General features: G+C 71.1%; 11 protein-coding genes, 1 pseudogene and 1 riboswitch. Of the genes and pseudogenes, 5 read left to right on the top strand and 7 right to left on the bottom strand.

Translation table 11 applies throughout. From position 1 onward, the window contains the following. Positions 1-242 precede the first annotated feature (242 nt). The 5 genes from ACF08N_RS18460 to ACF08N_RS18480 all read left to right on the top strand — a co-directional run bounded on the left by ACF08N_RS18460 (position 243) and on the right by ACF08N_RS18480 (position 6,495). Positions 243-524 (top strand): DUF3311 domain-containing protein, encoded by a 282-nt coding sequence (locus ACF08N_RS18460; protein ID WP_392325665.1) that lies wholly within the window; start codon positions 243-245, stop codon positions 522-524. Further along, on the top strand, positions 521-2,155 hold the full coding sequence (gene mctP, locus ACF08N_RS18465; RefSeq protein WP_392325666.1) for a monocarboxylate uptake permease MctP: 1,635 nt from the start codon (positions 521-523) through the stop codon (positions 2,153-2,155). Before ACF08N_RS18460 ends, mctP begins: the two co-directional genes overlap by 4 nt. An 84-nt stretch (positions 2,156-2,239) precedes the next feature. Further along, the gene (locus ACF08N_RS18470) at positions 2,240-2,740 is read left to right on the top strand and encodes a GNAT family N-acetyltransferase (RefSeq protein WP_392325667.1); all 501 of its coding nucleotides are present in this window, start codon (positions 2,240-2,242) and stop codon (positions 2,738-2,740) included. A gap of 35 nt (positions 2,741-2,775) precedes the next feature. Next, a riboswitch (cobalamin riboswitch) is annotated at positions 2,776-2,919 on the top strand. A gap of 139 nt (positions 2,920-3,058) precedes the next feature. Continuing rightward, complete coding sequence (locus ACF08N_RS18475) at positions 3,059-5,482, top strand: ribonucleoside-diphosphate reductase subunit alpha (RefSeq protein ID WP_392325668.1); 2,424 nt, start codon at positions 3,059-3,061, stop codon at positions 5,480-5,482. Further along, entirely contained in the window at positions 5,482-6,495 is a 1,014-nt protein-coding gene (locus ACF08N_RS18480) for a ribonucleotide-diphosphate reductase subunit beta (protein WP_392325669.1), read from the top strand. The genes ACF08N_RS18475 and ACF08N_RS18480 overlap by 1 nt, the downstream gene beginning before the upstream one ends. 91 nt (positions 6,496-6,586) lie before the next feature. Here ACF08N_RS18480 and ACF08N_RS18485 read toward each other — a convergent pair whose 3' ends face one another. From ACF08N_RS18485 to ACF08N_RS18515, 7 genes and pseudogenes are all read right to left on the bottom strand, one after another. Further along, the gene (locus ACF08N_RS18485) at positions 6,587-7,324 is read right to left on the bottom strand and encodes a D-Ala-D-Ala carboxypeptidase family metallohydrolase (protein WP_392325670.1); all 738 of its coding nucleotides are present in this window, start codon (positions 7,322-7,324) and stop codon (positions 6,587-6,589) included. A 172-nt stretch (positions 7,325-7,496) separates the two neighbouring features. Next, entirely contained in the window at positions 7,497-8,129 is a 633-nt protein-coding gene (gene def, locus ACF08N_RS18490) for a peptide deformylase (protein ID WP_392325671.1), read from the bottom strand. 304 nt (positions 8,130-8,433) lie between these two features. After that, positions 8,434-9,414 carry a tetratricopeptide repeat protein gene (locus tag ACF08N_RS18495; RefSeq protein WP_392325672.1) on the bottom strand — a complete coding sequence of 327 codons (981 nt, stop codon included), beginning with the start codon at positions 9,412-9,414 and terminating at the stop codon, positions 8,434-8,436. A gap of 117 nt (positions 9,415-9,531) precedes the next feature. Further along, entirely contained in the window at positions 9,532-10,830 is a 1,299-nt protein-coding gene (locus tag ACF08N_RS18500; protein WP_392325673.1) for an HD-GYP domain-containing protein, read from the bottom strand. Further along, positions 10,827-12,163: pseudogene (locus ACF08N_RS18505) on the bottom strand (HD-GYP domain-containing protein). Before ACF08N_RS18505 ends, ACF08N_RS18500 begins: the two are co-directional and overlap by 4 nt. Positions 12,164-12,326: 163 nt before the next feature. After that, positions 12,327-12,623, bottom strand: a complete 297-nt coding sequence (gene rsrA, locus ACF08N_RS18510) for a mycothiol system anti-sigma-R factor (protein WP_392325674.1) — start codon at positions 12,621-12,623, stop codon at positions 12,327-12,329. After that, complete coding sequence (locus tag ACF08N_RS18515; RefSeq protein ID WP_177152923.1) at positions 12,620-13,285, bottom strand: sigma-70 family RNA polymerase sigma factor; 666 nt, start codon at positions 13,283-13,285, stop codon at positions 12,620-12,622. The genes rsrA and ACF08N_RS18515 overlap by 4 nt, the downstream gene beginning before the upstream one ends. Between the last annotated feature and the right edge of the window lie 197 nt (positions 13,286-13,482).

Below are 13,482 nucleotides of genomic sequence, written 5' to 3' on the forward strand. Positions count from 1 at the left end.
ACTGAGGCGGACCCCCGGACCCGGAACCGGCCCGCGTCGCGGTCCGGGCGGGCCCGTAGTCCCTCACCTGACAGGGTGTCCGGCATGGCGTCGCAGCGGGTTGCGACGCCATGTCATGTTTTGCGCAGCCGTGGCGTGAAGTCGTTGCCGTACCGATATGCGGACGGGGGGTGACGAGGCTCGGACGGCTCGCCTACATTTCCTGCGCATTACACAGGTGACCAGTGAGGGGACGGAGCCGCATGTCAGCAGTGCCCGAGGCACCGGACGCGCCTGAAGCGCCCGAAGCGAAACAACCGGTCGTCACACCGGTGCGCGTGATCATCGCCCTCTGCCTCTTCGCGCCGTTCGTGGCGATGCTCTGGGTCGGTTCCTACGCGAAGGTCGAGCCGACGTTCATCGGCATGCCGTTCTTCTACTGGTACCAGATGCTCTGGGTCCTGGTGTCGACAGCGCTGACGATGATCGCTTACAAGCTGTGGCAGCGTGACCAGCGCTCACGCAAGGGGGGTGCGTCCCGATGAAGGACGGCGTCAACGGCGTCGCACTCGGCGTCTTCATCTTCTTCTTCGTGGCCGTGACGGTCATGGGCTTCCTGGCCGCGCGCTGGCGCAAGGCCGAGAACGAGAACAGCCTCGACGAATGGGGCCTCGGCGGCAGATCGTTCGGCACCTGGGTGACCTGGTTCCTGCTCGGCGGCGACCTGTACACCGCGTACACCTTCGTCGCCGTTCCGGCGGCCATCTACGCGGCGGGCGCGGCCGGCTTCTTCGCCGTGCCCTACACGATCCTCGTCTACCCGCTGATCTTCACCTTCCTGCCGCGCCTGTGGTCGGTGTCGCACAAGCACGGCTACGTCACGACCTCGGACTTCGTCCGCGGACGCTTCGGCTCCAAGGGCCTGTCCCTGGCGGTCGCCGTCACCGGCATCCTCGCCACCATGCCGTACATCGCCCTCCAGCTGGTCGGCATCCAGGCCGTGCTCGACGTCATGGGCGTCGGCGGCGGCGAGGACACCAACTGGTTCATCAAGGACCTGCCGCTGCTGATCGCCTTCGGTGTGCTCGCGGCCTACACGTACTCCTCCGGCCTGCGCGCCCCGGCGCTCATCGCCTTCGTCAAGGACACGCTGATCTACATCGTCATCGCGGTGGCGATCATCTACATCCCGATCAAGCTGGGCGGCTTCGACGACATCTTCGCCAAGGCCGGCGAGGCGTACAGCCAGATCAACCCGGCGACCGACAAGCCGCGCGGTGCGCTGGTGCCCGGCGAGATGGGCCAGTGGGGCTACGCCACGCTGGCGCTCGGCTCGGCGCTCGCGCTGTTCATGTACCCGCACTCCATCACGGCGACGCTGTCCTCGCGCAGCCGTGAGGTGATCCGCCGCAACACCACGATCCTGCCGCTGTACTCGCTGATGCTGGGCCTGCTGGCGCTGCTCGGCTTCATGGCGATCGCGGCGGGTGTGAAGGTGACCAACGGTCAGCTGGCCATTCCGCAGCTGTTCGAGAACATGTTCCCGGACTGGTTCGCGGGCGTCGCGTTCGCCGCGATCGGCATCGGCGCGCTGGTCCCCGCGGCCATCATGTCGATCGCCGCGGCCAACCTGTTCACCCGGAACATCTACAAGGACTTCCTCAAGCCCGACGCGACCCCGGCACAGGAGACCAAGGTCTCCAAGCTGGTCTCGCTGCTGGTCAAGGTCGGTGCCCTGGTCTTCGTCCTCACCATGGACAAGACCGTGGCGATCAACTTCCAGCTGCTGGGCGGCATCTGGATCCTGCAGACGTTCCCGGCCCTGGTGGGCGGCCTGTTCACCCGCTGGTTCCACCGCTGGGCGCTCATCGCCGGCTGGGCGGTCGGCATGATCTACGGCACGGCCGCCGCGTACGGCGTGGCGAGCCCGACCCAGAAGCACTTCGGCGGCTCGTCGGCCGAGATCCCCGGCATCGGCGAGATCGGCTACATCGGCCTCACCGCGTTCGTGCTGAACCTCGTCGTCACCGTGGTGCTCACCGTCGTCCTCAGGGCGGCCAAGGCCCCCGACGGCGTCGACGAGACCAGCCCGTCCGACTACACGGCGGACGCGGGCGACCCGGGCGTCAAGGTGGAGCTCCCGCCGGCCACGGCGGGCGCTCCCGGCGGTCACTGACCCGTTCCCGGCCGAAGGGCCGCCGCATCTCCCGCCCGGGAAATGCGGCGGCCCTTCGCCGTGCTCTGATGCACACTGCCGGGCATGGACATCACGATCAGGCGCATCGAACCGGGAGAGTACGAGGAGCTCGGTGAGCTGACCGCGCAGGCGTATCTGCGCGGCGGGCTGCTCGAGTTCGGCGAGGACGACCCGTACCTTCGGGTGCTGAGGGATGTGGCGGGCCGTGCCGCGGGCACGGAGGTGTACGTGGCCGTGGGCGGTTCGGGCACGCTGTTCGGCGGGGTGGCGTTCGTCCCCTCCGGCGGTCCGTACGCCGATGTCGCCGGCCCCGGCGAGGCCGAGTTCCGCACGCTGGCGGTCGCCGAGGCGGCGCGCGGCCGCGGGGCGGGCGAGGCACTGGTGCGCGCCTGTGTGGAGCGGGCGCGGACCGTGCCCGGATGCCGGCGCGTGGTCCTGTCGACCCAGCCCGCGATGCACGCGGCACACCGGATATACGAACGGCTGGGCTTCGTCCGCACCCCGGAGCGGGACTGGAGCCCGGTCCCGAACCTGACGCTGCTGACGTACGCACTCGACCTCTGATCCTGCGGGACACAACATGTGGGGGGTGCGCCAACTCTCGGCCCCCACATGTATGCTCGTGCTCGCTGTCGCCGCAGGGGAATCCGGTGCGAATCCGGAACTGTCCCGCAACGGTGTGATCCGGTGCGCTTTGCCGTATCCGACAAGTCCGAGGACCTGCCGACGGTGCACCCGGCTCGACCGAACCGGGTGCCGAGACGTCCGGGCCTCGCGGTTGGGCCGGTGGACGCCGTGCACCGTGCTGCCCGTGAGCGGGCCCGCCCCTGCATCGGCCCCCGCCTCCCCGCCGGCCCAGAGCCGAGCGAGGGAGAGCACCACATGACCATCGCGCCAGCCGATCCGGCTTCAGGTATCGCGGAACAGACCACCGACGGCCCCGGCACCGCCCACCCGTCTCCCACCACCGCCCTCAACGGAGGCCCTTCGGGCCGCGGATCTGATCTGCTGCGGACCCTCACGGACCTGACGGCCGATCTGCCCGACGCCGACCCCGGCCGGGTCGCCGCCGCCGCGCTGCGCGGGCGGCACGCCGGGTCGGACGAGGCCGAACTGCGCGCCCTCGCCACCGACGCCGCCGCCGGTCTGATCTCCGAGGACCCGGTCTACTCCCGTCTCGCCGCCCGGCTGCTGACCCGCACGATCGCGGACGAGGCGGCCGGCCAGGGCGCCGTGGCGTTCTCCGCCTCCGTCGCCGTCGGGCACCGCGAGGGCCTGATCTCCGACCGCACGGCCGCCTTCGTGGCGCTGCACGCGGACCGGCTGGACGCGCTCGTCGACCCGGCCGCGGACGACCGGTTCGGCTACTTCGGTCTGCGCACGCTCTACAGCCGCTATCTGCTGCGCCACCCGCTGAGCCGTCAGGTCGTCGAGACGCCGCAGCACTTCATGCTGCGCGTCGCCTGCGGCCTCGCCGAGGACGACACCGTCCGCGCGGTGGACGAGGTCGCCGACCTGTACGGCCTGATGAGCCGGCTCGACTACCTCCCCTCCTCCCCCACGCTCTTCAACTCCGGCACCCGCCACCCGCAGATGTCGTCCTGCTACCTGCTGGACTCGCCGCTCGACGAGCTCGACTCGATCTACGACCGCTACCACCAGGTGGCGCGGCTGTCCAAGCACGCGGGCGGCATCGGGCTCTCGTACTCCCGTATCCGCGCCCGCGGTTCGCTGATCCGCGGCACCAACGGGCACTCGAACGGCATCGTCCCGTTCCTCAAGACGCTCGACGCCTCGGTCGCCGCCGTGAACCAGGGCGGCCGGCGCAAGGGCGCCGCGGCGATCTATCTGGAGACGTGGCACGCGGACATCGAGGAGTTCCTGGAGCTGCGCGACAACACCGGCGAGGACGCCCGGCGTACGCACAACCTCAACCTGGCGCACTGGATCCCCGACGAGTTCATGCGGCGCGTCGAGGCCGGCTCCGACTGGTCGCTGTTCTCGCCGGCCGACGTGCCCGAGCTGGTCGACCTGTGGGGCGAGGAGTTCGACGCCGCCTACCGCAGGGCCGAGGCGGCGGGCCTGGCCCGCAAGACGATCCCGGCGCGCGACCTGTACGGCCGCATGATGCGCACCCTCGCCCAGACCGGCAACGGCTGGATGACCTTCAAGGACGCCTCGAACCGTACGGCGAACCAGACCGCGGAGCCCGGCCACACGGTCCACTCCTCCAACCTCTGCACGGAGATCCTGGAGGTCACCGACGACGGCGAGACGGCCGTCTGCAACCTCGGCTCGGTGAACCTGGGCGCCTTCGTCGAGCAGGGGGCCGACGGCGGGGGGATTGCCTGGGAGCGGCTGGACGCCACCGTGCGCACCGCGGTCACCTTCCTCGACCGGGTCGTCGACATCAACTTCTACCCGACCGAGCAGGCCGGGCGCTCCAACGCCAAGTGGCGGCCCGTGGGCCTCGGGGCCATGGGCCTCCAGGACGTGTTCTTCAAGCTGCGGCTGCCCTTCGACTCGCCCGAGGCCCGGGCGCTGTCCACCCGCATCGCCGAGCGCATCATGCTCGCCGCGTACGAGGCGTCCTGCGACCTCGCCGAGCGCCGCGGTCCGCTGCCGGCCTGGGAGAAGACCCGCACCGCCCGCGGTGTCCTGCACCCGGACCACTACGACGTGGAGCTGAACTGGCCGGAGCGCTGGGAGGCGCTGCGCGCCCGCATCGCCGAGGTCGGCATGCGCAACTCGCTCCTCCTCGCCATCGCGCCGACCGCGACGATCGCCTCGATCGCGGGCGTCTACGAGTGCATCGAGCCCCAGGTCTCCAACCTGTTCAAGCGCGAGACCCTGTCCGGCGAGTTCCTCCAGGTCAACTCCTACCTGGTGGACGAGCTGAAGCAGCTCGGCGTGTGGGACGCGCAGACCCGCGAGGCACTGCGCGAGTCCAGCGGCTCGGTGCAGGGCTTCGGCTGGATCCCGGCCGAGGTGCGCGAGCTGTACCGGACGGCGTGGGAGATCCCGCAGCGCGGCCTGATCGACATGGCGGCGGCCCGTACGCCGTTCCTGGACCAGTCCCAGTCGCTGAACCTGTTCCTGGAGACGCCGACGATCGGCAAGCTGTCGTCGATGTACGCGTACGCCTGGAAGCAGGGCCTGAAGACGACGTACTACCTGCGCTCGCGCCCGGCGACCCGTATCGCCCGTGCCGCGTCCGCCACCCCGATCCCCGTGCAGCAGGCCGCCGAACCCGACGCCGTCGCCTGCTCCCTGGAAAACCCCGAGTCCTGCGAGGCCTGCCAGTAATGAGCTCTGCCGAAAAGAACCTTCTCGACCCGGGCTTCGAGCTGACCCTGCGTCCCATGCGCTACCCGGACTTCTACGAGCGCTACCGGGACGCCATCAAGAACACCTGGACCGTGGAGGAGGTCGACCTCCACTCCGACGTCGCGGACCTGGCCAAGCTCTCCCCGGGCGAGCAGCACATGATCGGCCGGCTGGTCGCGTTCTTCGCGACGGGCGACTCGATCGTGGCCAACAACCTGGTGCTCACGCTCTACAAGCACATCAACTCCCCGGAGGCGCGCCTGTATCTGTCGCGCCAGCTGTTCGAGGAGGCCGTGCACGTCCAGTTCTATCTGACGCTGCTCGACACGTACCTGCCCGATCCCGAGGACCGCACGGCGGCCTTCGCCGCGGTCGAGAACATCCCGTCCATCCGCGAGAAGGCGCAGTTCTGCTTCCGGTGGATGGACTCGGTCGAGAAGATCGAGCGGCTGGAGACGCAGGCCGACCGCCGCCGTTTCCTGCTCAACCTGATCTGCTTCGCGGCCTGCATCGAGGGCCTGTTCTTCTACGGCGCCTTCGCCTACGTCTACTGGTTCCGCTCGCGCGGTCTGCTGCACGGCCTGGCGACCGGCACCAACTGGGTGTTCCGCGACGAGACGATGCACATGAACTTCGCCTTCGAGGTCGTGGACACCGTCCGCAAGGAGGAGCCGGAGCTGTTCGACGACGAGCTGCGGCGGCAGGTCACGGACATGCTCCAGGAGGCCGTCGAGGCGGAGCTCCAGTTCGGCCGGGACCTGTGCGGCGAGGGGCTGCCGGGCATGAACACCGAGTCGATGCGCGAGTACCTCCAGTGCGTCGCCGACCAGCGCCTGACGCGGCTGGGCTTCGCCCCGGTGTACGGCTCCGAGAACCCGTTCTCCTTCATGGAACTTCAGGGCGTCCAGGAGCTGACGAACTTCTTCGAGCGCCGCCCGTCGGCGTACCAGGTCGCGGTGGAGGGCTCGGTCGCCTTCGACGACGACTTCTGAATCGACGGACTCCGATCCAGGGTTCTGCCCCCAGGCGGAACAGACCGCGGCCCGCACCTCGCACGGGGGAGGTGCGGGCCGCGGGCCGTCCTCAGATGCCGCAGCTGGGAGCCGACCAGTAGCGGCTGCTGCGGTGGTCGACGTGCGTGTGGTCGTTGTGGCCCGGGTAGCCGGGCCCCAGGATGCCGTTGAAACCGTGGTAGCGGGCCTGCTGGGCCAGCTTGCACAGCGAGTGCGGGCCCGCGCCCAGGTCGGCCGCGTCGCCGTAGAGGTGGCGGCTGCTCGACGCCCCGCCGACCGCCTCGTTGCAGGCGTACGACCGGAAGCCGCTGGTCACGGTGATGGGCTGGTCCCCGAGCGCGTGCCGCATGGCCTCCAGCTTCCACATGGTGCGCAGGGCGTTGGACTTGGCGGTCGTGGCGCTCACCGCGCCGCCGGACCAGGTGGAGTTGCAGTCGTTGAGTTCGGCGTAGCTGAAGTGCGCCGGGGTGCAGTCGCTGTCCTGGAGCGCGTAGATCTTGCTGAACGTCGCGGATCCGGCGACCCCGTCCGCGGCGAGGCCGTAGGCGGACTGGAAGCGCTTGACGGCGGCGGTGGTGGCCGGGCCGTAGTCGCCGTCGACGGCGAGGACGCCGCCGTATCCGGGGTAGCCGGCCACGCGGATCTGGAGCTGCGTGACGTCGGCGCCGGACGCGCCCTGCGAGAGGGTGCGCGACCAGGTGTAGCAGTCGTCGGCCTGGGCGGCGCCGGCGGTGGCGACGACCCCGGTGAGCCCTGCGACCATGAGCATGACAATAGACAACAACAGCCGTGCCGTGCGTCTCAGCATGAAGTCTCCCTGCGATGAGAGCCGTGAGAGCGGTCCACGGCAGAGACTGGCGGGACGGTCGACGCGCGTCAACAGCCCCCGGGCCACCGTCATTTGTCGGCCCAATGACGGGCGGGTGACGTACCGGGGCCCCGCTCGCACCGAGCGGGGCCCAGTTCCGGGATCGTGCCGGTCAGTCGTTGGCGACCACGGGGTAGCGCGGGGTGCCCTCGGCCATCTGCTTCAGGGCGTCCTTGCGGTCGCGCTTGGAGAGCCGGTCGATGTACAGGTACCCGTACAGGTGGTCCGTCTCGTGCTGGAGGCACCGGGCGAAGTAGCCCGTGCCGCGCACCTTGATCGAGTTGCCCTGGGCGTCCTGCCCGCGCACCACCGCGTAGTCGGGGCGGGCCAGCGAGGCGTACGCCGTCGGCACGGAGAGGCAGCCCTCGTTGGAGTCGTCGAGGTTGCGCTGCTCCGGGGGCAGTTCCTCCAGCACCGGGTTGCACACGACGCCGACATGGCGCACGCCCTCGTCGTCGGGGCAGTCGTAGACGAAGACCTTCAGGTCGACGCCGATCTGGTTCGCGGCGAGGCCGACGCCCTCCGCCGTGCGCTGGCTGGCGAACATGTCGTCGATGAGGGCGGCGAGCTTGTCGTCGAACTCGGTGACGTCCTTGCACTCCTTGTGCAGCACGGGGTTGCCCACGACTGTGATCGGGCGGGAGGTACCGCGCTCGCGGTACGCGCGCTCGCGCTCCTCACAGTTCTCCGTGTCCACGACGAACCCGTCGTCCACCTGCTGGTCCGTCTCCTGCTGCGACGCCATGTCAGCCGTACGCCCTTCTCGGTACCGATCCCGGCCCTGTGCCCGGTCACTCACGTGTCCGTACAGCCTACGGGCAGGGGCTGTCCGGCGGGTCAGGGCCGGATAGGTCGCGGCGTCTGGTGCATGGGGTCTCCCCAGGCCCGCAGGGCCTAGGGGACGCATCGCAAGGCGCCGAGATGCCCTGATAGCGGATCTATTCGGGCATTTCGGCAACGCGGCGAGGTCCCGTCGCCTGGGGGTACCCCCAGGCGAAGCCCTGGGGGAGCGTCGCGACCCCGGCCAAGGTCCGCCGGACAGCCCCTAGTCAGCAGACTTCCTCCAGATCACGCCATTCCCGGCTGTCCGGGCTGTCCGCGACCCAGCCGTCCAGCAGCCCGCGCACGAGCCCGGCCGGCGCGGCGATACCGCACTCGCGCTCCGGCGACCACAGGTCCCCCGCCGTGCGGTGGCCGAGCGGCCCCGGGTGGCCCGGTTCGCTGTGGTCGTGCGGGTCCAGGTGCTCGCCCTCGCCCTCCGCGCTCGGCATCACGCCCTCGGAACAGGCCCGGCACAGCAGCCGCACGGAGGACGACCAGTCCTCTGCCGCGAATCCGGCGTCGGCGGCCAGCTTCTCCAGCGCGTCCCGGTCGGTCTCGGTCGCCGCCTCCAGCAGCACCACCCAGGTCGGCACGGGCGAGGGCGCCCACAGCTCGATCTCGTCGAAGACGGGGTAGGAGGGCCCCGCGCTGGTCGTCCGCTCACCGTGCGGCACGCCGTCGTGCAGGACCACCTCGCCCCAGCGCCGCCCGGACGAGGGCAGCGGGATGGACAGCACCTCTATCCGGGCCGGGTCGAGCCTGCGGCCCCAGACCACCTCGGCCTCGCCCTCGGGCGACAGCCGCACGGCGGCGCTGCCGAGGTCCATGCCGACCGGCTCGCCGTTCGCCACGGCGGCGCCCGGCACCTTCAGCCCGTACGCCTGCCAGGCGCGGCGGGCCAGCGGCCAGTCCTGCAGGGCGGTGGCGGCGATGCCGACGTTCCACCAGTCCGGGGCGCCGGTCTCCTTGTCCAGCAGGGCGACGGCACGCAGCCCCGCGGCCCGCGCCTGCTCCCAGTCGTGCCGGAACTTGTGCAGCAGCGCCAGGTTGAACCAGGACTCCGAGAGCCAGGGCTCGAGATCAGCCGCCCTGGTCAGCAGCGCGCCCGCGTCCTCGTACCGGCCGTCGCCGATCAGCGTGAACGCGCGGTCCGTGGCCTGCCGCCAAGAGGCGGACGGCCGATGCCGTACCTTCCCGAAGATCCTCACGATTCCCGCCTGCCGGTCGCTCGGGTGACTGTCCCGGACGCATGCCTGAGTGCCCGCTTCTGTGCCTTCTTTCGCATCCAACCATGCCCGGTCGCAGGCTCGCTCATTACCCATGGGTTACCCCGGCGGCACCGGTCCGAGACCGCCTCTGGCAAGCACTCTCGCCAGGGATTCCACGACCGTGGGCTCGTAGTCGTGGCCCGTGCCGAGGCGCAGCCGCTCCAGTGCCGTGAGCGCTCCGCCCGCACTTCTTCCGCTTCCCTGCGCGAGGTCCTCGTACGCGTTCACGGTGCGGACGATCCGCGCGGGCACGGACTGCTCGCGGTAGGGGTCGGCCTGCTGCTCCACCACGGCCGCGACGGCGGGCGGCACCCCGGTCCGGCGGACGACCGCCCCGCCGAGCAGCGCGATACGGCGCTGCTCTGCGGCAGGGAGCACGGCCGTGGCCCCGTCCGGCACGGGGTCGACCAGGGACAGCTGTCCGATGTCGTGCATGAGGGCCGCGTATTCCAGCACCGTCAGCTCGGGCCCGGACAGCCGCATCTCCCGGCCCACGGCGGTGCTGAGGGCGGCGACCCGGCGGGCGTGGCCGGGCGGGGTGTAGCCGGCGATCTCGGTGGCCCGGGCCAGGGAGGCGATGGTCTGGCGGTAGGTCGTGCGCACCGCGGCGTACCTGCGGAACGACAACTGGGTCAGCAGCAGCGGTACGCAGAAGACGGGCAGCGCCCACAGTCCGGCGACCGCGACCGCGAGCGCCATCACGGCACCAGTCGCGCAGACGGCCGACCCTATGCCGGGCAGCGCGCGCAGTTCGTCGCGCAGCAGCGGCCCGTACGGGTCCCCGGGACGGGCCGCCAGGAGGACCGCCGCCAGTACGGCGTCGCACAGGAGGGTGAGCACGAGCAGCACCAGCAGGAACAGGGCGTGGAAGGGGCCGTGCCCGATGCGGTGTTCCAGCGCGCCGGAGTTGTACAGCGGCTGGAAGCACACCGCGGCGAACCCGACGGTCAGCACCCGCCGGGCGACATGGTCCGGCCCCGGTCCGCGCCCGCGCGCGACGTGCGGTACAGCTCCCGCGAGCGTGCCCGCGACGACGACGGCGACGACCTGGAGGGGGCCGTGCCCGGTGGGCCGCCCGGCGCACTCGCCGAGCAGGGCGTACGCCAGGGCGCCGGCGGCCGCGAGCGGCGCGGGCTCTCTCCCCCACGCCCTCTCCCCCGCGGGCAGCGCCCCCGCCGCCCCCGGCACGGCCCCCCATCGCGCGAGCTCCCCCACCGCGATGAAGATCCCGAAGGCGAGCGCGTTCGCCGGCTCGGCCAGACCCTGCCAGGCGACCCGGCCGAGGGCGGCGACGGTGACGCAGGCGGCGGCCGCGTACACGGCGACGACCGCACGGTCCGGCAGTGCGGCCGTCATCCGGTGCGCACCCGGTGCGGGCCGGATGGCGTCTCCTCCCGCGGCGGCCCCGCCGGCGCCGCCTCGTCGGAGGTGACAGCCGTCTCCCAGCCCTCGCGTTCCAGCGCCCGCACCAGCGCGGCCACCATCCGCGGGTCGAACTGCGTCCCCGCGCAGCGCTCCAGCTCCTCCAGGGCCGCCGCGACCGGCCGGGCCCGCCGGTAGGAGCGGGTCGAGGTCATCGCGTCGAACGCGTCCGCGACCGCCACCACGCGCGCGAACTCGGGGATCTGGTCACCGGCGAGCCCGTACGGGTAGCCGCTGCCGTCCAGCCGCTCGTGGGGTGCAGGACGGCCGCCCGCGCCTCGCCCAGGAAGCCGATGCCGCGCACCATCTCGTGCCCGTACTCCGGATGCAGCTCGATCACGCGCCGCTCCTCGGGCGTCAGCGGCCCGTCCTTGCGCAGCACGCGCGTGGGCACGCCGAGCTTGCCCACGTCGTGCAGGATGCCGGCGAACCGGAGCAGTTCCAGCCGCTCGTCCGCCATGCTCAGCTCGCGCGCGATCAGCACGGAGGCCTGGCCTACCCGCTCGCTGTGACCGCGGGTGTAGCGGTCCTTGATGTCGACGGCCTGGACGAGGGCGCGGATCGTCGCCTGGTGGGCCGCGCGTTCGCGGTGGTACTGGGCGAACATCCAGCTGGAGATGTACATGGGCAGCAGGACGAACAGCGCGGACACCGGCCCGTAGGGGCTGCGCCACAGGACGGCCGTCATCAGACCGGCGAGACCGTGCACGCAGTACGCGGCCGGTGACGCGGGCAGCAGCGCCCGCCCGGCCCGGCGCAGCGGCAGGCGTTCCGCCGTCGCGCGGATGCCGCCGTCGAGCGCGCTGACCGCCAGGCAGAAAGCGAGCGCCCCGGCGAGCGCGTGCACCAGCACGGACGGGAAGTCGGGGGCGGCCAGGCCCTTTTCACCGCCGGCGAGCCGGTACGCGCTGGCCGCGGCCCAGGTCGAGAGCGCCAGCTGGGCGGCACGCCAGACGCGGCGTGCCCCCGGCGCCGGCCGGCCGGCCCGGCCGATGAGCGCACCCGGGACGGGGACGAGCGCGGCGGCCGCGGCAGGCAGCAGGAAGGCGGCCGCCAGCAGTACGGGGAAGAACGAGCCGGCCCCGACGGGCGGTGCGTGGCCGAGGCGGAAGCGGGCGGGCGTCTCGCACACCGCGTAGAGGGTGGCCAGCAGCACGACCGCGGTCCAGGGCACCGCGGGGGCCGTCACGGCCGGGGCCGCGCAGACCGCGGCGCCGAGGACGGCACTCGCGATGAAGGCGTGCGCCGCCTTCGGTATGGCCGTCACTGCCCCGCACCCTCCTCGACTCCAGCGACACACGCTAGCGAGAGGAGAGAGGAGGGGCGGCCGTACGGGATCCGTTCGCACGGACGGGTGAACATCACGGCAACGCGTGAGGCGCGCCACGATCCGCGACGCGCCTCGGCCTCTGCCTGTGTGTCCGGCGGGGCTACTCCTGTGCCGCCGCCACGTCCTGGTCGGGCACGGCCTGTCCGGAACGGATCAGGTCGATCCGCCCCATGACCTTGGCCCGCAGGTCGCTGGGCACGTCGTCATGCCCGCAGCACCGCTTCACCAGCTTCTTCACCGCCTGCTCCAGGCCGTACTTCTCGAGGCACGGGGAGCACTCCTCGAAGTGCACCTCGAACTTGGTGCAGTCACTGTCGGGCATCTCGTGATCGAGGAACTCGTAGAGATGGTCCAGGACCTCAGAGCAGTCCGTCTCGTGCGGCTCTCCGCAGCTCATGAGCCCGAGCCTTTCGCGTCGTTCGACTCCCCCGCACCGGCCGGGACGAGCCCGCGCTCGCGGGCGTAGTCCTCCAGCATGCCGCGCAGCTGGCGGCGGCCGCGGTGCAGGCGGGACATCACCGTACCGATGGGTGTTCCCATGATGTCCGCGATCTCCTTGTACGCAAAGCCCTCTACGTCGGCGAGATAGACCGCGATACGGAACTCTTCGGGGATCGCCTGAAGGGCTTCCTTCACATCCGAATCCGGCAGATGATCGAGGGCCTGCGACTCCGCGGAACGCAGCCCCGTCGACATGTGCGACTCGGCGCGCGCGAGCTGCCAGTCCTCGATCTCCTCCGCAGCGCTGCGCTGCGGCTCGCGCTGCTTCTTGCGGTAGGAGTTGATGAAGGTGTTCGTGAGGATCCGGTACATCCACGCCTTGAGGTTGGTGCCCTCACGGAACTGGTGGAACGAGCCGTACGCCTTGGCATACGTCTCCTGCACGAGATCCTCGGCATCGGCAGGGTTGCGCGTCATGCGCAGCGCGGCCGAGTACATCTGGTCGAGGTAGCCGAGAGCGTCCCGCTCGAAACGGGCATTGCGCTCGGCGGCCGTCTCCTCGGACTGCTCCGCCCGGCCGTCGTCGGTCCCTGCGTCGGTCCCAGTGACCGCACCCACCTCCTCCAACGCTGTGGCGGAACCGAAACCGGACCCGCTCCTCGATTCGGAGAATAGTCGACCATGCTGCGACGGGGCCTGCCGATTCTCAGCGCCCACCGCCGGAACCGGCCCGCTCTTGCCCTGCGAGAGCACCGTCCAGTCCAACCCGGTGGCGCGCTCGGCTGTCGGGCAGAAGGTCGTACCCATGCGGCGGA

This window comes from Streptomyces sp. NPDC015127 (genome assembly GCF_043080095.1).
In the GTDB taxonomy this organism is placed as follows: domain Bacteria; phylum Actinomycetota; class Actinomycetes; order Streptomycetales; family Streptomycetaceae; genus Streptomyces.